Annotated in this window: 18 protein-coding genes; 11 read left to right on the forward strand and 7 right to left on the reverse strand. The window is 59.8% G+C overall.

What is annotated here, in order from left to right; translation table 11 throughout:
• Positions 1-115: 115 nt before the first annotated feature.
• Both bcsD and AWB70_RS18760 read right to left on the reverse strand, forming a co-directional pair.
• Positions 116-571 carry a cellulose biosynthesis protein BcsD gene (bcsD, locus tag AWB70_RS18755; protein WP_053569571.1) on the reverse strand — a complete coding sequence of 152 codons (456 nt, stop codon included), beginning with the start codon at positions 569-571 and terminating at the stop codon, positions 116-118.
• 491 nt (positions 572-1062) lie between these two features.
• Entirely contained in the window at positions 1063-1260 is a 198-nt protein-coding gene (locus AWB70_RS18760; RefSeq protein ID WP_041731774.1) for a hypothetical protein, read from the reverse strand.
• Between the two features lie 441 nt (positions 1261-1701).
• Between AWB70_RS18760 and AWB70_RS18765 the strand changes: the two genes are divergently transcribed.
• A complete protein-coding gene (locus AWB70_RS18765; RefSeq protein ID WP_053569570.1) occupies positions 1702-2316 on the forward strand; it encodes an NAD(P)-dependent oxidoreductase in 615 nt (204 codons plus the stop codon).
• Positions 2317-2344: 28 nt separating this feature from the next.
• Here the strand turns inward: AWB70_RS18765 and AWB70_RS18770 are convergent, their stop codons facing one another.
• From AWB70_RS18770 to AWB70_RS18790, 5 genes are all read right to left on the reverse strand, one after another.
• Positions 2345-2812, reverse strand: coding sequence for a DUF3331 domain-containing protein (locus AWB70_RS18770; RefSeq protein ID WP_014251074.1), 468 nt, complete (start codon positions 2810-2812; stop codon positions 2345-2347).
• 349 nt (positions 2813-3161) lie between these two features.
• Positions 3162-4001, reverse strand: a complete 840-nt coding sequence (locus AWB70_RS18775; RefSeq protein WP_014251073.1) for an ABC transporter permease — start codon at positions 3999-4001, stop codon at positions 3162-3164.
• A gap of 6 nt (positions 4002-4007) precedes the next feature.
• Complete coding sequence (locus AWB70_RS18780) at positions 4008-5279, reverse strand: ABC transporter permease (protein WP_060854121.1); 1272 nt, start codon at positions 5277-5279, stop codon at positions 4008-4010.
• Between the two features lie 64 nt (positions 5280-5343).
• A complete protein-coding gene (locus tag AWB70_RS18785; RefSeq protein ID WP_045454648.1) occupies positions 5344-6378 on the reverse strand; it encodes an ABC transporter substrate-binding protein in 1035 nt (344 codons plus the stop codon).
• Positions 6379-6448: 70 nt separating this feature from the next.
• Positions 6449-7549: an ABC transporter ATP-binding protein gene (locus AWB70_RS18790; protein WP_014251070.1), complete on the reverse strand. Its 1101-nt coding sequence runs from the start codon at positions 7547-7549 to the stop codon at positions 6449-6451.
• A 174-nt stretch (positions 7550-7723) separates the two neighbouring features.
• On the opposite strand from AWB70_RS18790, the gene pdxR reads away from it, so the two are divergent.
• From pdxR to AWB70_RS18830, 10 genes are all read left to right on the forward strand, one after another.
• A complete protein-coding gene (gene pdxR / locus AWB70_RS18795; protein WP_045454642.1) occupies positions 7724-9238 on the forward strand; it encodes a MocR-like pyridoxine biosynthesis transcription factor PdxR in 1515 nt (504 codons plus the stop codon).
• A gap of 373 nt (positions 9239-9611) precedes the next feature.
• Positions 9612-10154, forward strand: a complete 543-nt coding sequence (locus tag AWB70_RS18800; RefSeq protein WP_053569568.1) for a fimbrial protein — start codon at positions 9612-9614, stop codon at positions 10152-10154.
• A gap of 25 nt (positions 10155-10179) precedes the next feature.
• Complete coding sequence (locus tag AWB70_RS18805) at positions 10180-11013, forward strand: fimbria/pilus periplasmic chaperone (protein WP_235024287.1); 834 nt, start codon at positions 10180-10182, stop codon at positions 11011-11013.
• Between the two features lie 205 nt (positions 11014-11218).
• On the forward strand, positions 11219-13723 hold the full coding sequence (locus tag AWB70_RS18810) for a fimbria/pilus outer membrane usher protein (protein WP_235024288.1): 2505 nt from the start codon (positions 11219-11221) through the stop codon (positions 13721-13723).
• A 24-nt stretch (positions 13724-13747) separates the two neighbouring features.
• The gene (locus AWB70_RS18815; protein ID WP_053569566.1) at positions 13748-14833 is read left to right on the forward strand and encodes a fimbrial protein; all 1086 of its coding nucleotides are present in this window, start codon (positions 13748-13750) and stop codon (positions 14831-14833) included.
• A gap of 62 nt (positions 14834-14895) precedes the next feature.
• Positions 14896-15414 (forward strand): fimbrial protein, encoded by a 519-nt coding sequence (locus AWB70_RS18820; protein WP_053569565.1) that lies wholly within the window; start codon positions 14896-14898, stop codon positions 15412-15414.
• 83 nt (positions 15415-15497) lie between these two features.
• Positions 15498-15656, forward strand: coding sequence for a hypothetical protein (locus tag AWB70_RS38770; RefSeq protein WP_159680259.1), 159 nt, complete (start codon positions 15498-15500; stop codon positions 15654-15656).
• 795 nt (positions 15657-16451) lie between these two features.
• Positions 16452-16574, forward strand: a complete 123-nt coding sequence (locus AWB70_RS39545; RefSeq protein ID WP_268760579.1) for a hypothetical protein — start codon at positions 16452-16454, stop codon at positions 16572-16574.
• 516 nt (positions 16575-17090) lie between these two features.
• Positions 17091-17936 carry a lysophospholipid acyltransferase family protein gene (locus tag AWB70_RS18825; protein ID WP_235024289.1) on the forward strand — a complete coding sequence of 282 codons (846 nt, stop codon included), beginning with the start codon at positions 17091-17093 and terminating at the stop codon, positions 17934-17936.
• A gap of 97 nt (positions 17937-18033) precedes the next feature.
• Positions 18034-19221 (forward strand): beta-barrel domain-containing protein, encoded by a 1188-nt coding sequence (locus AWB70_RS18830; protein WP_053569563.1) that lies wholly within the window; start codon positions 18034-18036, stop codon positions 19219-19221.
• Positions 19222-19223 lie beyond the last annotated feature (2 nt).

Genomic DNA, 19223 nt, shown 5'->3' on the forward strand with positions numbered 1-19223 from the left:
CGCTTCCTCGTCGTGCTTTTTTTTGATGCCTGGCCGGTGCCGCTCGTTTTCGATCCGCCCGTCTGGCGGTCGATGCCGCCGCATCGAGGCGGCGGTCGGGGGTGCTGAAAAGCGTTTAAGCCGCGACGCGCGCGAGCCTGAATTCGATGGCCGCGTCGTCGCCGAACTCGCTCGCCTGCCGGATCGCGAGACCTTGCGCGCCGAGCGCGGCAAGCCACGCCTGGTAAGCGCCTTCAAGAAACGCGGGCGTCCACGCGAGCGCGCTTTCGCCGAATGCGGGCAGCGGCGCGCAGTAATGCACGATGCTCAAATAGTCGCGCTCGTCCGAGAGTTCGACGAAGCCCCAGTCGGTGTCGCGCCAGAGCGCGTTGAGCGCGTCGGCGAGCGCCGCGGTCGAATCGCACGGTGGCAAGGGACGGGCCTCGGCGAAGCGGCTGCCCACGCGATGCATCAACTGGCGCAGTTCGTTGCGCCCGATCTGCGCTTCGAACTCGTCCGCGAGCGCGCCCAGCACGCCGCGCCATTGCTTGGAGATCTGACTGTCCAACAGGTAATCGAAAATAGCGGCCATGTTTTTCGTTCGGCAGGGCGTGAGCCACAGCGCGTGGTTGATCGGTCTTGTTTACGTCCTCGCCGGGAATCCCTTTAATCCGCGAGCATCGATCCGGACGTTTGTCCAGGCGCTATTACACGTCTGAACTTACTTCAATGCAGTTCTTTTCGCCAGTGGAAAGACTAGCAGTGAATTTTTTGTCGGATCGGGCAAACAGGAGATCGCAGACGGCTCTTTTCGAGCGTTCGGCGCACGCGGGCATGGACGAAATATCGACACGCTTAGTGTCAGCCCGAATGGCCGGGCGGACCGGCACTCCTCGTCGGCGGCGGCAGTGTACCATCTCGTTAATCTGCTCGGCCGGGGGGCATCCGCTCTGATTCGTACGAATTGACTTTTGGCGGAATTGCTTACTTGCTTCGAATCGCGCGTATTTGTCGTACCTGAAAACGTGCGGCGCGAAAAAAAAAGCGCTCCGAATGGAGCGCTTTGCATGGGATCTTGAACGCTTACGGATTCGCGCGAACGGCGTCGCGAACGGCGTCCATCACGATGCCGTAATCGAGCGGGATGTCCAACGAATCGGAATAGCCGGGTTCATCGGCCGATTCCTTGGGGACAGCGCGAACCGGGATCGGTTCGTAGGCGGTTTCGCCTGCCGGATTTTCGCGTCCTTCGATGGCACCCTGCAATTGCGGATTCTTCACGGTTAACTCCTTCCGGTAATGGAGCGGCGAGAAACTGCAATATAAACCAATGTCATGACATTTTGGCGACTTCGATTTGGAAACTCGCTTCGACACTGCTGCGGGCGGCGCGCCGGTAATCGCCGCTGCCGCGCGTTTCGAAAGAGTGCGGGGCCTCTAGTTTAATGGCGCCGCGCGTTTTAGAAAGCCGATTTCGGTTATGACAATGGTGTGCCGATATACCGCAGCGCACGCGCAACCGGCCCGGAAATTGCATGACCATAGACTTGCTACGTATGCTTTTAATCGTGACCGCGCGCCGGTCGATTCTCCGATTCCGTATTCATCGGAAATAAACTCGATCCGAATGGGCGATTGTGCGCGGTTTATTTCCCTTTATCATGGACCGGCCGGTCGGGCTATGCCGGCGAGAATGCCGTTAAGAAAAAGGAGCAACAAACAATGAGCAGAATCGCGATCATCGGCGCGACGGGCAATGTCGGCAGCCGTCTGTTGGCAGAAGCGTTGCGGCGCGGACACACGGTGACGGCCATCGCGCGCGATGCGTCCGCACTCGCGGAGCATGAGGGCGTCACCACGCGGAACGTCGATGTGCTCGACGCGGACGCGCTCGCCGCCGCCGTCGCCGGACACGACGCGGTATTCAGCGCGACGCGCTTCGCCGCGGTGTCCGAGCCTGCGATCGTCGAACCGGTGAAGCGCGCGGGCGTGCGGCGGCTGATGGTCGTCGGCGGCGCGGGCAGCCTTTATGTCGCGCCGGGGCTGCGCGTGCTCGATGTGCCCGATTTTCCCGAGGCGTACCGGCCCGAAGCCACGGCGGGCGCCGCGTTTCTGGATGCGCTGCGCCGCGAACGCGAACTCGACTGGACTTTCATTTCGCCTTCGGCCGAATTCGTGCCGGGCGCGCGCACGCAAAAATTCCGCCTCGGCGTGGACGAATTGCTCGTCGATAGCAGCGGCCGAAGCTGGATCTCGTTCGAAGACTACGCGATCGCCTTCCTCGACGAGTTCGCGCGCGAAGCGCACATCCGGCAGCGGATCACGGTCGGATACTGAGCGGGGGCTCAGTATCCGCGACGTGCCGTCAGCCGTGCACGTCGGCTTCCACTTCCTCGCTGTTTTGCGGCATCGCGGCGGCGAGGATCATCGCGGCGGCGTTCTGCGGCTTCGGATCGCGCTGCGACGGACGGTAGACCTGATCGCCCCGGTGAATCGGCATCCCCGAGAGCGAACACACGCCCTCGGCGGTCGCCGTGGTCGCGCGCCAGCCTTGATAGCCGTAATGGCACGTACCGGGATCGGACCAGTACACGAGCGCCGTCGCGCTGCTCGGGCGCTCGATCACGCGCACGACGGCCTGAGGAAACGGCACGCGATCATCGGCATGATGCGGATGCGTGCGATTCCAGTCGCGCGTCAGGCGTTCAACGAACGCGCTTTCGGCGCGCGCGGTTTTTTGAGAAGGGGCTACGCGGGCGATATCCTTGGGCATCGCTTCGAGCAGGTGAACCGTCTGTGACCACGGGTCCGCTCTTTTCGAAAAAGCTGTCATGGCATTGTTCCAGGCTTTGACTCGACCTAGAACGTACGTCATTAAGCATATTCCGATAAATACTGCATCAGTGAATACACTATCCCGTTGTTACGAATAATCGGTCGGTGCGTGCCGGTGTTTCGCTGCGTGGGCCCATGCACTGCCTTTGCCGGCGGGCATTTGCGGAGGTCCGGGAGGTTGACCCCGGACCGGACAATGAGCCCCGTTTCGCGCAGATCATGACATGGACGCGCGAAATCGGCCTGAATGCACACGGTTTAACGCACGCTTTGCGGCTGCCATCGAGCCTCAGGCCCCACGCGGAACCCCGCCACATAGGCGTTCCGCCCGGTCCGAATGTCGTCCCTCAGCCCGCCACCGCGCGCGCCGCCGCGCGGCCTCGCAGCCATTCCAGCGCCAGCAGCAGGCTCGTCGAAAACACGATGAGGATCGTCGCGAGCGCGGCGATCGTCGGACTGATGTTTTCGCGGATGCCGGTAAACATCTGCCGCGGCAAGGTCGTCTGATCCGCGCCCGCGAGAAAGAGCGTGACCACGACTTCATCGAACGAGGTCGCGAAGGCGAACAGCGCGCCCGAAATCACGCCCGGCGCGATGACCGGCAGCGTCACGCGAAAGAAAGTCGTAAGCGGGCTCGCGCCGAGCGACTGACTTGCGCGCACAAGATTCGTATTGAAGTTCTGCAGCGTCGCGCCCACGGTCGTCACGACGAACGGCACGCCGAGCGCCGCATGCGCGAGAATCAGCCCGAAATACGTATTGGCGATGCCGAGCGGCGCAAAAAACAGATACATGCCGACGCCGACGACGATCACCGGCACGATCATCGGCGAAATGAGAACGGCCATCAGGGCGCTTTTGCCGATGAAATTCGCCTTCGTGAGCCCGACCGCCGCGAGCGTGCCGAGGATCGTCGCGACGAGCGTGGCGGAAGGCGCAACAATGAAGCTGTTCTTTGCGGCCATGCGCCATTCCTGCGACATGACGAGGTTGTGATACCAGCGCATCGACCAGCCCGGAATCGGGTAGACGAGGAAGGTGCTCGACGAGAACGAGAGCGGCACGATGGCGAGCACCGGCAGGATCAGATACAGCAGCGTCAGCACGCAGATGATGCGCAACGCGAAATACCAGATGCGCTCGATGCCCGACGTATGCGGCGCGAAAAGCGGTTTGGCGAGTTTCATGTTCCTTTACCCCAGGCTCACGTTCGAGCGCGTAAAGCGCCCGTAGACCACGTACAGCAGCAGCGTGGCGACCAGCAGCAGTGCGCCGAGCGCGCAAGCCATGCCCCAGTTGATCGTCACGTTCGTGAAGTAGGCGATGTAATAACTGACCATCTGATCGTTGGGCCCGCCGAGCAGCGCCGGCGTGATGTAGTAACCGATCGCGAGGATGAACACGAGCAGCACGCCTGCGCCGATGCCCGGGTACGTCTGCGGCACGTACACGCGCCAGAATGCGGCGAACGGATGACTGCCGAGCGACACCGCCGCGCGCTGGTACGTGGGCGGGACGGATTTCATCACGCTGTAGAGCGGCAGGATCATGAACGGCAGCAGGATATGCGTCATCGAGATATAGACGCCCACGCGGTTGAACAGCAGCGCGAGCGGCGAACCGATCAGTCCGGCCCCGAGCAGCGCCGTGTTCACCAGCCCTTCGCTCTGCAGCAGCACGATCCAGGCGGCGACCCGCACCAGCACGGACGTCCAGAACGGAATCAGCACGAGCACCATCACGAGATTGGCGCGGCGCGAGGGGAGCGTCGAGATCCAGTAGGCGAGCGGATAGCCGAGCAGCAGCGCGAACAGCGTCACGCCCCCGCCGATCACGAAGGTGCGGGCGAAGACATTCAGATAGATGGACTGATCCGGCCCGGCATGAACGATATCGCCGAAGCCGTCCTGCTTGTGATCGAGCGACGCGAGGATGTAGAAGGGCGAGTAGCGGCCCGCGTTTTTCGCGATCGCCTGCCAGTAGGCGGGATCGTTCCAGCGCTCGTCGATTTCCAGAATCTTCGCCTTGATCTGTGCGGCGGGCAGCGGCTTGCCGTCGTCGCCGGTCATGGGCATCGCGCGGGCGGTTTTCGCGACGAGCGAACGGTAGCCCGGAATTTCCGTGTTCAGGCGGCGGGCGAGCGCGCCCATCGATTCGCCTTCCGAGATCGCGGTGAGGTCTTGCGCGAGCGCAGCATAGGCTTCATCGGATGGCGGCGTCTTGCGGTCCCATTTCGCGAGCGCGGCGCCGGTGTGCGGCAGCGCAGTCGCCACTTCGGGATTTTCGATGGCGCGCGTGAGCAGAGCGCCGATCGGCACCACGAAAATCAGAAACAGAAAAATGGCGAGCGGCGCGATGAGCGCAAGCGCCATGGCGCGTTTTTTCGCGTCGGCGAGTTTCAGTTCGCGCTTGAGCCGCGCGCTCGATTCGCCCGACTCGTCCGCCGGGATCGTCATGGTGTTCACGCTTGTGTCTCCGTCTTTGCGGTCGCGCTTGCGGCGAAGCGCGACCGTCGTCCCAGCCAGGTCCTTACTTCGACGCCCACGCGGTGAAGCGCTGCTCCAGCTCGTCGCCGTGATCGGTCCAGAACGCCATGTCCTGCAGCACCGCGTTTTTCGCGTTTTCCGGCGAGTTCGGCATGTCGGCCTTGGTCTTCGCATCGAGTGCGGAAATCGCGGCCTTGTTCACCGGGCCGTAAGCGATGTGCTGCGCATAGACTTCCTGCGGCTTCTGCGACACCGAATACGCGATGAACTGCGTCGCCACGTCCTTGTTCGGCGAGCCCTTCGGAATGGCCCAGTAGTCGAGGTCGTAGATGCTGCCGTTCCACACGACCTTGAGGTTCTTGCCTTCCTTGCGCGCGGCGTCGATGCGCCCGTTATAGGCGGTGGACATCACGACATCGCCCGCGACGAGGAATTGCGGCGGCTGAGCGCCGGCTTCCCACCACTGGATAGACGGCTTCAGTTCGTCGAGCTTCTTGAACGCGCGGTCCGCGCCGGCCTTCGTGCCCAGCACCTTGTAGACGTCTTTCGGCGCGACGCCGTCGGCCATCAGCGCGAATTCGAGGTTGTAGCGCGCGCCCTTGCGCATGCCGCGCTTGCCGGGGAATTTCTTCGTATCCCAGAAATCGACCCAGCCTGCCGGCGCGCCCTTGAGCTTGTCGGCGTTATAGGCGAGGGCGGTCGACCACACGAAGAAGCCGACGCCGCACGTCGCCGGCGATTCGGGCACGAGATCCGACTTCTTCGCGATCTTCGACCAGTCGAGCTTCTCGTAGAGACCTTCGTCGCAGCCGCGGCCGAGATCGCCCGATTCGACTTCGACCACGTCCCAGTTGACGTGCTTCGCTTCGACCATCGCCTTGACCTTGGCCTGTTCGCCGTTGTATTCGACGGCCGTGACCTTGTTCTTGGTCGATTGCTCGAAGGGCTGATTGAACGCGACTTTCTGCGCGTCGCCGTTCGCGCCGCCGAAGTTGACGACGGTGATCTCCGCCGCCATCGACGCCGCCGATGCGCATGCGAGCGCGGCCGCCACGGAACACAGTGCGAGCTTCTTCATGATGGTTTCCTCTCTTCTTTGACTTGGTTTTGTCAGTGGAACTGCTGCCGATAAAGACGAACGCGCGTTTTCAGGCGAACACGCGCAGATGCTCGGGTGCGAATTCGAGCGCGACGGGCGCGCCGGGCGTGAAGCCGTCGAGCGCCGCCGTGCCGAGCGGCACCTTCACGAAACACTCGTCCTGCTCACGCACGCCGCAACGCATGCGCACGTGATCGCCGAAATAGATGAGGCTCTTCGCTTCGCCGGTGAGCGCGTTGGCGCCGTTGCCGTTGGCGTGGCCGTTGCCTTGCGTGAGCTTCATGCGTTCCGGGCGGATACACGCGATGGCCGACGCGCCAGGTTTCGCATTCGCGACATTGAGACCGGACAGGCGCGTGCCATCCGCGAGGCGGATCGCGCAGTAATCGCCCTGTGCATCTTCGATGGTGCCGCGCAGCCGGTTGCTGTCCCCGATGAAGTTGGCGACGAACTCGTTGCAAGGCGCTTCGTAGAGGTGATCGACGGTGTCGAGCTGCTGCACGATGCCCTTGTCGAACACCGCGACGCGGTCGGACATGGTGAGGGCCTCGCCCTGATCGTGCGTCACATAGACGAAGGTGACGCCGAGCTTCTCGTGCAGCGCCTTGAGCTCGATCTGCATGTGCTCGCGCAATTGCTTGTCGAGCGCGCCGAGCGGCTCGTCCATCAGCACGAGCTTGGGCTGGAACACGAGCGCGCGGGCGAGCGCGATGCGCTGCTGCTGGCCGCCCGAAAGCTGCGCCGGATAACGCTTCGCGAAGCTTTCCATGCGCACCATCTTGAGCGCGTCGTTGACGCGGTGCGCGCGTTCTTCGGCGGACATCCTGCGCACCGTCAACGGATATTCGACGTTTTGCTGTACCGACAAATGCGGAAAGAGCGCGTAGTTCTGAAACACCATGCCGATGTCGCGCTTATGCGGCGGCACTTTGTTGAGCAGCTTGCCGTCGAGCCAGATCTCGCCGCCGGTCGGAAACTCGAAGCCCGCGAGCATCATGAGACAGGTCGTCTTGCCGGACCCGGACGGCCCGAGCAGCGTGAGGAACTCGCCCTGATAGATGTCGAGATCGAGCGACTTGACGACGAGCGTTTCACCGTCGTACGTCTTTCGCACGCCGCGAAAGCTGACGATCACCTGTTCGGATTTCATCTTCCGTGTCTCCTTCGGAAATTCTTGATACCACCGGGAGTTTCATAGGACTCTCGGCAATTTTTTCCACCGCGTGAGCTAACTATATCCCTAGAAGGTTCTAGAATGGGGAACCATTTCATAAATCAGAATGGAGCCATTTCATGAGAGTGGCTCCGTGGCCGGGAGCGCCTCGTGGACACGATCATCCTTGCGGACTGGCTGAGCGCGCGGCTCGACCGTACGGCCGCCGAGCCGGTGTACCGGCAGATGCTGGAACTGATGCAGCAGGCCATTCTGACGAGCCAGCTCGCGCCGGGCACGAAGCTGCCGAGTTCGCGCACGCTCGCGATCGATCTGGGGATTGCGCGCAACACCGTGCTGCATGTCTACGACCAGCTCACGGCCGAAGGCTACGTCGTTTCGACGACCGGCAGCGGCACCTACGTTGCCGACACCGCGCCCCGCGATCGCGCCGCCGAGCGCGCGAAGTCCGGGGAGACCAAGACGCCGTGCACGATCTCGCGCCGCGGCGAGCGCCTGATCGCGCAGGCGGGCGTGTCGCCGAAGCAGTGGGGCGCGTTCATGCCCGGCGTGCCGGACGTCGCCGAGTTTCCGGCGCGGACCTGGAGCCGCTTGCAGGCCCGGCTCTGGAAGCGCGCGAGCCCCGACCTGCTCACCTATGCGCCCGGCAGCGGTTATCGGCCGCTGCGCCGCGCGCTGTCGGACTACCTGCGCGTCGCGCGCTCGGTGAAGTGCCAGCCTGACCAGATCATCATCACGACGGGCATTCATCAGTCAATCGACCTGACCGTGCGCCTGCTCACCGATTTCGGCGACCGCGCGTGGGTCGAGGAACCGTGCTACTGGGGCGTGCGCAGCGTGCTGCAATCGTCGGGGCTGACGCTCGTGCCGGTGCCGGTCGACGAGGAAGGGCTCAACCCGGCCGCGCGCGACATGGCCGAGCCGCCGCGCATCGCGCTGGTCACACCTTCGCATCAATATCCGCTCGGCATGGTGATGAGCCTGGCGCGGCGTCGCGCGTTGCTGGAATTCGCGCGTCAGCACAAGGTCTGGATCATCGAAGACGATTACGACAGCGAATTCCGCTATGGCAGCCGGCCGCTGTCATCGCTGCAGGGGCTCGACGACGCCGGGCAGGTGATCTACGTGGGCAGTCTCGGCAAGATGCTGTATCCCGGCTTGCGCATGGGCTACATGGTGGTGCCGGAGCATCTCGTCGAGACGTTTCGCATCGGCGTGGCGGAGCTCTATCGCGAAGGGCAACTGATGCAGCAGGCGGTGTTGACCGAGTTCATTCTCGATGGGCATCTCACGTCACACGTGCGCCGCATGCGCGGGCTGTACGGCGAACGCCGGGAGTTGCTGATCAATGCGATCCGCGCGCACTTCGGCGATGCGCTCGCCGTGCGCGGCGACGAAGCGGGCTTGCACTTCGTTCTGGAGTTGCCACAGGGCACCGACGACCGCGCTATTTCGGCCGATGCGTTGAGTGCCGGTGTGGTTACGCGGCCGCTCGTCAACTATTACATGAACCAGAACGAGGCGGTGCGTGGCCTCATGCTCGGCTATGCGTGCGTGCCCAATGAGCAGATCGCGCCGAACTTTGGAAAGCTTGCTGCGGTGATCGAGCGGGGCGTGATGGCGAGTGAAGGGATTGGAATGGGGGAAGGTGCCGTATGGCGTTGATGAGCTGTTTAAGGTAGGCAATATTCCAAATTAGCAGAAAAAAGTCTCTTAATTTGCAAAATGATTTGCTGTCTGGCATTCATTTATGGCTCTCGCAACATTTGAGGCATCAATAAATAAGAATAATCAAATGATGATAATGATTAAGGAATACGTAAGATGCTGACTACGCATTTCCTTCATCAAAGGGGCGTGAGGCGCTAGCCGAATCCTATAGTCGGATGACCTCATGAGGCCGACACGGGCTCGGATGCGGTTCTCCCGTGAGGCGTATAGCTAAGATTCATTAGAGTTCTTGCTTTGGGCAGACCTCTTTGCAAACTTAACTTTTACAATACATGGGACTACTAATTTTATAATTGGAGTTGATCGAATGAATAAGTTGGTTTATGCGGCGCTGGCATCCGGTGCAATGATCTTGGCTAGCGGCAGTGCATTTGCTTCGGACGGTACCATCACGTTCAACGGAGCACTGACCGCGCAGACTTGTACGGTCAACGGAGAGGGCCAAGGCAAAGACTTCACGGTGACGCTGCCGACTGTGTCCACGGCGAAACTGGCTGCATTGGGTCAGACGGCGGGTGCGACTAAATACAGTGTTGTGCTATCGGCATGCTCGCCTGTGACCTCCAGTAGCAAGGCATCGGTCTTCTATGAGGCTGGCGCTACTGTCGACCCGAGCGACGGTCGCCTGATCGTCGCAAGCGGTGGCGCTGCCAACGTCAAGCTGCAACTGAACAACTGGGACGGCTCGCAAATCAAGGCGGGCTATTCCGCCACTATGCAGAACTCGCAGCCGGCGGACATTTCGACCGGTACCGCAACCCTCAATTACCAAGTTCAATACTACGCCACGGGCGCGACTACTGCTGGCGCTGCTAATTCGTCGATCGTTTATAGCATCAACTATCAATAAGGCGAAACTTCGATCGATCAGCTAATTGTTCGATCGACTCACCGATATGGGTGGGCGCCAGCCCACCCGTTCTTCCTCTTCCAATCTGGTCGATCAGGTCGTCATGTGCCGTATGAAGCTGGCCGAAAAAATCCTCTCTGTCGTGGCGCTGATTTGCGCAGTTTCCGTGTTTTCCCCGGAAACAAATGCATCTGTCGTGGTTTCTGGTACGCGTGTCGTTTATAACCAGTCCGAATCCGAAGTCACGGTGAAGCTCACCAACAACGGTAAGCTCCCTGGCTTGACGAAGGTTTGGCTCGACAAGGGCGACCCGGACGCAAAACCCGACACGATCGATGTTCCGTTTTCCATCTCGCCGCCGATCATGCGTATCGATTCGGGGAAGTCGCAAACCTTGCGAATCATGTTCACGGGCGAGCCCTTGCCCGCTGACAAGGAAACGGTCTTCTACTTGAATGTGCTGGAAATTCCGCCCAAGGCGACAGGGGACGAGGCGAGTGCGAATCAGTTGCAGCTCGCGTTCCGGACACGCATCAAATTCTTTTATAGGCCAAATGGACTGACGCCCGCTGAACCGGCCGAAGCGCCTGGTCAGATTGTCTGGCACTTGAAGCAGGACGCCAAGGGCGCTTCCATCGAGGCGACGAATCCGACGCCCTACCACGTCAGCTTTGACCGAATCCAGGTGGGCGAGGGCGCTAATGCGCCTGCATTCGAGCAAGGCGGAATGGTCAACCCCGGAGAGACGAAAGCATTCCCGCTGAAGGGCGCAGTATCCGGCAGCGATATGAAAGTCGTCTACACCGCTATCAACGATTATGGCGGTCCGCAGAAAGGCGATGCCAAACTTGCGCCGTGACGTCAATGTGGATCATGACACATTTCGCGTGTCAACTAACGATGGGTGGCTGATGCCAATGCACTGAGGTTCCAGCTGTGGGATCGGTGCTGGCATCAAATAAGCTTCCTTAGGATAACTAGGTAATATGCAATACCGTTCCATTCACGCATCTGGGCCTCGCCTTCGACCCATAAGTTTCGTCACGCTCCATGCGATTGCGGCCATGGGTGCCAGCGCGCATGCATGGGCTGATGCACCTCAGCAATATGCCGCTGTGGAATTCAACGAACAGTTCCTCGGTTCCGGCGGTGAAAAGGTCGATATTTCCCGCTTCAATAAGGGGCAGGTTCTTCTCCCCGGCACCTTTCGGGCTGATACATACGTTAATCAGAACTGGAAGGGAAAGCTCAATATCGAGTTGCGGGAAGAGCCCGCGGGCTCTGGAGTCGTGCGCCCTTGTTTCACTGCGGACCTGTTGGAACGCATGGGCGTGGATTTACGTAAGCTGTCGCCCGAGTCGGCCGCTAAGCTTGCTGACGGCAATGTCGTATGCGCATCTCTGTCGGAGCTCATTCCGGACGCGACCGCCACATTCGACAGCGGCGAACAGCGCCTGGACCTCAGCGTTCCGCAGTTCTCGATGCTCAGCTCCGCGCGCGGTTATGTCGACCCGAAGTATTGGGATGACGGCGTTCCCGCCGCCACGCTGCAATACAACGCCAATGTCTACCATAGTACATCGGGGGGCATCGACACGAATTCCCAGTACCTTGGCCTCATCGGCGGTATCAATGCGGGACCGTGGCGGTTCAGGTACCAGGGCAATCTGACGAACAACAACAGGGGCGGTCAGCATTATCAAAGCGTGCAGACATACGTACAGCGCGCATTCAAGGACATCAAGAGCCAGTTGACGGGCGGTGACACCTTCACCGACGGCTCGCTATTCGATAGCTTCGGTGTGCGCGGCGTCACGCTCGGCACCGACGACCGCATGTATCCCGAATCGCAGCGCGGCTACGCGCCGGTCGTGCATGGCATTGCAAATAGCAATGCGAAAGTGCAGATTCGTCAGAATGGCAACATCATCTATGAAACGACGGTTGCGCCTGGCCCGTTCGAGATCAACGATCTCTATCCCACGGGTTATGGCGGCAATCTCGACGTTATCGTGACGGAAGCGGATGGCACGCAGCATGTTTCGAGCGTGCCGTATGCGCCGGCCGTCAATGCGCTGCGTCCGGGTCATACGCGGTATTTCGCCACCGTGGGCGAATATCGTGATCCGAACATCGGAATTCATCCGTTCGTGTCGCAGTTCACGGTCCAGCATGGCGTGAGCAACCTCGTCACGCTGTATGGCGGCGTGATTGCGGCCGACATGTATTTCTCGGGTGTTGTCGGGGCGGCGCTCAATACCAAACTGGGCGCTTTTGGTCTCGATGCGACTCAGTCGAGCGCCAGCTTCAAGGGCATCGGCACGCACAACGGCATGAGCTTCCGGTTGAGCTACTCCCGCCTGATCGAGCCAACGAATACCAACCTCGCGGTCGCCGCTTATCGTTACTCGACCAACGGCTTCCTGACGTTGGCGGATGCTGTCGGCATACGCCAGACCGGTGACGATAGCAAATCGAATCCATTGGTCGAAAGGGCCAAGAATCGTATCCAGTTCGTCATCAATCAAACACTCGGGGAAGGCGGAAAGTACGGTTCGCTGTATGCCATGGGCTCGCTCACGAGCTATTGGAATCGCGGTAACCACGACACGCAATATCAGATCGGCTACAACAACAGCTGGAAGCAGATCACCTACGGCGCATCGATGGTGCGGCAGTTCGTGCTGAACACCGGCCGGTGGGATAACCGGTTCATGGTGAACGTGTCGATTCCGCTGGGCTTCGGCTCTCATGCTCCGCGATCGACGACGTACTACCAGCACGATACGGCCAATGGCAGCAACTCGGTTCAGCAGTCCATCACGGGCACGCTCGGACAGGACAACGCCTTCTCATATGGCGTGAACGGCAATTTCAACGATGGCGGGCACAACGGCAACAGCGTGGCGAGCGGAGGCGGCAACCTGAGCTACATGTCGCCGGTCGCATTGCTGACGGTGAACGGAAGCGCCGGACGGAACTTCTCGCAGGTTGGCGCCGGGGTATCGGGCGGCGTCGTTGCGTGGCGCGGCGGGGTGGCGTTCACGCCGAGCATGAGCGAAACCGTCGTGGTCGTGGATGCAAAGGACGCCGCGGGCGCCCGTGTGACGAACGGCTCAGGGTTGCGCGTCGACCCGTGGGGACATGCCGTGGTCGCCGGTTTGCAGCCGTATTCGAACAACGAGATCGAAATCAATCCCAAGGGTCTCCCTATCAACATCGCGCTCAAGTCGACTGTGCAGCGTACTGCTCCCACAGCGGGCGCCGTCGTCGAGATGAAGTTCGAAACGGAGAATACGGGCCGACCGGCCGTGATGCGAGTGACGCAGGCCGATGGCAACCCCATTCCTTTCGGCGCACAGGTGGTCGACAGCTCGGACAACGTCGTGGGCGTCATTGCGCAGGGCAGCCGAATCATCGCTACCGGTCTCAAGGCAGACTCGGGAGCACTCAGCGTCAAATGGGGTGAGGCTGTGAATCAAAAGTGCTCGGTGCGCTATCAGTTGCCGGAACTCACGAAGGGCGGCAAGCCGAATTCCATCTCGATTGCGGACGGCGTCTGCCAATAAGGTATTTGCGTATCAAGGAAAGTCATGAACCTATTGAAATACGTGTTCTCATCGACGGTGCGACGCCTTGCGTGCTGTCTGGCGGTACTGTCGTTGTTGCCAGCCAGCGCGTGGGCGGCGTGGTCGTGCAATGCGACGGGCTCACCGGTCACATTGCAGCTTCCGGCATCGGTCGCGGTGGCAAGAGATCTCCCGGTCGGTACCATGCTGACCAACTGGGTGTCTTCAATTAATAACCAGAACATATTCACCTGCACTTCCAGTTCGACCTACGTAGGGATTTCTTTTTGGTACGCGGGGATGATCACCGTAGCTCCAATCGGGATGACGGTTAAGTACAACGGTATAGACTTCCCTGTGTACTCTACTAACGTCCCTGGAGTTGGTATCGCCATGGGCGGATATGCGAAGGCGAATGGCAAGGGTAATGCGAATCCCGCTCCGTATTCCTTCTGGTCGGTGAACAACGCGAGTGGCACCAACTATGGGTTAGGGGGGCAGCTGATCGTCGCGTTGGTCAAGACGGGCGACATCACACCCGGCACAGTGTCCGGCGGAGTTGTCTCCTCGGCTCGCGTTTTCACGGGAGTTTCAACTTTTTCGTCAGGCTCACTTGTTTCAGATCCGCCGGGGGTCGATTACAGCATCACGCCAGTTGTAATAACGGTGCTGACGTGTCAAACGCCAGACGTCGAAATTCCCATGGGGATCCACGGCCCTGATCTTCCATCTGTCGGCTCGCTTTCGAACAACCCGGCCGCGTTCAACATCGGTTTGAAGAACTGTCCGGGTGGGACCGCGGTGCCCGGTACTCAGGTGGGGCTGATAAACAGCATTCAGTACAAGATAGATCCATCGAATGGGACCGTTCCCGGATTCAGCAACGTAGCCGCATTGAGCGGGAATCCGTCTGCCGGCGGCGTCGGCATTCAACTGTTCGATAGTACCGGCGCTGTATTTCCCTTGGGTGTGAATCAGACCCTCAGCGGTTTCAACAGTACTGCTGGCGGCAATTACACAATACCGCTCACGGCGCGCTACTACCGCACGGGCACCTTAACGACTGGGCCCGCCAATACGACTATGACCGTCACGATGACCTATCTTTGAAACATAGTCACTGCTATCGAGACTTGAAAACGATGTGCCAACCAATCAAGGAGAAAACAAGAATGAAACCGTCGCATGTCATTCTCGCCACATGCCTGTGCCTAGGCGTGACTTCCGCGTATGCCGCCGACGCGACACTCACGTTCACCGGGACGATCACGCTTCCGACATGTACCATCGATCCGAACTCCGTTACTAAATCCATCGATCTCAAAACGGCGAGAACGACGGATTTCACTGCGGTCGGTTCAACGTTGAACGCAACCGCCTTCAACCTCGATCTGATCAATTGTGCGAGCAATACGAACGTGGGTATGACGGTGAGCGGGACGTCGGACACCGTGACGAGTGTGCTTAAGAATACAGGCAGCGCCGCGCAGGTAGGTGTGCAGGTTCTTCACGCAGCGAAAGCTGGCGACACAACGGGAACGCCGATCGCATTGGGTTCTGCGTTGAGTTTGGGTGTAGTCGATGCATCTGGCAGTATGACTATTCCGATGGTCGCGCAATTTTACCGTCTAGGTACGATGACCGCCGGCTCAGTAACGGCATCTGCGACAGTTAACTTCACCTACAACTAATAGCGATCTATTCATAGAGCGTCACTTTGATTAAAATCTTGTGGCGATGACACGAAGTCGCTAATTTAACTAATAGGAGTACTATGAAAATCATCGATCGTGCCGAGTTGGCTCAAGCACAGGTTTCGGGTGGCCAGGCGAAGGGTTCTAGCAGCTATTCGTCTGCATCCAACACCGTCAACATCACCATCAAGAGCAGCAACAACGATCACGACGGAGGCGTCATACCGTCGCAACATTGATTGGGCTCTGACTAATGTCTCTGCGGCTGGCCAATCACAGGCCAGCCGTCGCCAAGAGTGCTGCGTTTCAGTTGACGTTAGCTTCATTTCACGGGCCATCTGTTCCGACACCCTCGCTGAGCAGTCCAGCAGGTACCACTGCTGCGTTTCTTCCGAAGAGCGCTCTGTTCTGAAGGAAACCGTTCCCTTTGCCATGCTCCCTCGTCAGGGGCCCAAGCCAATCATCTTATTGGCCCGCTGCATTCGGCTTCGGCTTGGCACTGACCTGTTTTGATCGCCGAAGAAAGACTCAATTCGCTACGCGAAATATGGCGCGAACGGCCGCGCATCGCGCTCCAGATCTTATCGGTCGGACCTCATTGCTGCATTAAAGCAATAATAAATGCGAATCCCAGATTCTAGTTGAATCTAATCGATGGATCTAGTCATCGATTTAGGAAATTTCGCGTACGATAAAAAGGGTTTGGATCGTAATATGTCCCTACTTGGATGCGCATACCAAGTAAGGCCGAGGGTCGATGAGAATTAGTCGACCGCGTCGAACGAAGTCAGGTGTGCTGACGATTATAAAATCAGACTGCGGCTCGTTCGGGCGCCAGGCCGGGTCCTCTCGGAGACACTCCGGGAGAACATTTACTTTAATCAAACCTGGAAAGAATCATGCAAAAAATCGAACGCGCTGCTCTTGTGCAAGCTAATCTCGCGGGTGGCACGAAGGGCGGCTCTTATTCGTCGTCTACTGCGACGAATACCGTGAATATCACGATCGGTAGCTAATCAGTCTAAAGGGACATCATGCAAAAAATCGAACGCGCTGAACTTGTGCAGGCCAATCTCGCCGGTGGCTGCAAGGCCAATGCTGCGAGGGCTACTGCCACGAATACGGTGGTCATCTATGTCAACAAGCCGAACCCCTAAGCTTTGAGACTCCCTTGGGCCCTACGGATTTCCCGTTATACGGTCCGCCTCGGTGCCCCGGTCGGGGTGCCGGGGATGCTTAACGCTCTTCTTTTCTCCAAAGTTAAGGTGATTATATGATCAAGATTGATCGCGCCGTTTTGGCGCAAGCGAAGGTTGCAGGTGGTACCAAGACAAGTTCCAGTTCGACGTCGAATGCCACGAATAGCGTAACTGTGACGATTTCTGGCGGCTAGTTCAACTTCAGACGCCGCCGTAACGCGTCAGTGTCTGTTTCGCCTCGATGCCCCGATGCGGGGCCATTGAGGCGTTTGACTCTTATATGAGTTCGCAAACCGCAGCGACCCAGCGTATTTCAAGGTGTATGCGTCTCGCGGCGTTTCCAACTCCTAAGCAACAGCTCTTTTCCTAAATCTCACTCCCCAAATGGCAGCAGTGTCTTCCCTGCTCAGGCGATGGCTCGCGCGGCAGCGCTTCCGCGTACGGCGCGCTGTAATCGGCCGCATTCCGGCTCGCATGCTGGAGCCCATCTCCGAAGTCAATTGGATCATCGGTGGGGTTTTCAATATCCGATCGCGCGCCAACGGGGTCACTCGCGCGGAAATCGGTCGCGACGTGCTTGGTTTGCCGCGCGCCCAAGTTCTCCGCTCCAGACGTGCACAGCAACTCGAAAAACTGATCGACCAGCGAATCTATTTCGGACGAGCAATAAGAGGCGGCGAATCCTGGCCAGACCTGGAAGCAATCGCACGAACCCTCGCCGCGCGAATCACGAATCTGCGGCGCGAGTACCCCGGCCGCCCGGTCTTCCTGTCGCCGTTTCACTTCGTATCGCAGTACGCGAACATCTATGTCGTCGAACGCGTCGGCGCGCTGCTCGGCATCGCGTCACTGGCAGTCGTATCGGGCGTGCCTCGCAATCAGTATGGCGATGACCACGCCTTGATACCGGGCATCAACGTGCTTTACACCTACGGGGATGCGAACCGGCACGGTCTGGGTGTGCGTGTAGCCCGGTCGCTCAAGCGCGATGGCGTTGCGGTCCTGTTCTCGGACGTTCCGCCGGCCAGCATGCATCGTTATCCGATGGAAACCGTCGACGTATCCATGTTCGGGAAGAACGCGCGCATCCACAACGGCGTGTTTCGCACGGGCGCCAAGTTCGACGCGTTGCTGCTACCGTTCTTTCTGCGTTTCGCTGACGGTCGCTTCGAGGCGAAGATATTGGATTGCCTTGCGCTCGGCGCTGAAGGCGCGCCGCAGCAATTGGCAGGCTACATCCAGTCCGCGCTCATCGACAACTATGAGCAATGGCTTCCCGCCGGACATCCCGCGATGTACGCGTTTGCTCCCGCGCGCTGAGGGCATCGCCCGCTTCGCAGGCATACGCAGCAATTCATGAGGCAATACTGCCGGCAGCGCAACGTGTTCCGGGGCGCTACCGGCCAAGGTCAATTTGATGGAACCGGTTGATTTTCCAGAATTTAAAGATGTACGTTGGCGATGGATCATGTACACGACATCGGCAATCGTGGTCGCGGCGATCGCATTCGGTTTCATGCATGAGATCGAGCTGAAGCAGGACGTCCCGTGCGAAATCGTCTCGCCGTCGGAAGTGAAGATCCGAGGCCTGACAGGGCTGGTATCGGCGATCTACGTGCATCCGTCGCAGCGCGTGGAAGCCGGCAGCCCGCTGTTCCGGCTTGAGCGCGACCTGTCCTTATCGGCCGATGGACGCCGTCGCGACGAATTTGATGAGCAGATGCGCGATGCCCAGATTCGCGCGATCGACGCGCAGTACGGCGAACGCCGCATCCAGCTCAACGCGCAGCGCCAGGGCGCACTCGTGACCGCCGCGAGCCGCCGCGCGGAACTGGGCGCGCTCGATGAGCAGATCGCGCAGAACCGCCTGATCACAGGAGAGAGTGAAAAGCGCTTGTCGCGGCTCGAATCGGTAACGGATTACGTTACCGCCGACAAGATCGAGCAGGCGAGGGCGGAGGTACTCCAGAGCAAGGTAAGCAGTGCGCAGGGCGTGGCGCGGCGTCAGCAACTCGAAGGCGAAGTCGGCACATCGCAAAGCACGCAGGCGGCGATCGACGCCCAGTTGCGCGAACTCGACGCGCAGCACGCGCGCGACGTGCAGGACGTGCGCACGCGCTTCGAGCAGGCGCGGCAGGCGGCAACCGTTTCAGCGCCGCAGGCGGGCGTGGTTACATTCTCGAGTCTCGTCGCGGGACGCGTATTGGACAAGAGCGAAGTGCCTCTCGTGATCGCAACCGACGACAAAGGGCCGCTGCGCGCCGCGCTGCTGATTCCATCGCGACGCAGGGGCTTCGTGCGCGAGGGCCAGACTGTGCGGCTCAAGTTCGATGCTTTCCCTTACGTGAAATTCGGCACGTACGAGGCGCGCATCGACGCGATCTCCGGCACCACAGTCAGTTCGATGAATAGCGACGACAAGGACAAGACAACCACCGACGGCGACTACATGGCCTGGGCGACGCTGCGCGGCAAAACCTTCGACTTCGAAGGCCAGCACTTCGCCATTCTGCCCGGCATGCGCGCGACGGCGAGCGTCGTCGTCGAGCGCAGAACGATCGCCCAATGGGTGCTTGCTCCCTTGTTCCGCGTGTTGAGAGGCTGATG

Source organism: Caballeronia cordobensis, from assembly GCF_001544575.2.
Classification (GTDB): Bacteria; Pseudomonadota; Gammaproteobacteria; order Burkholderiales; family Burkholderiaceae; genus Caballeronia; species Caballeronia cordobensis.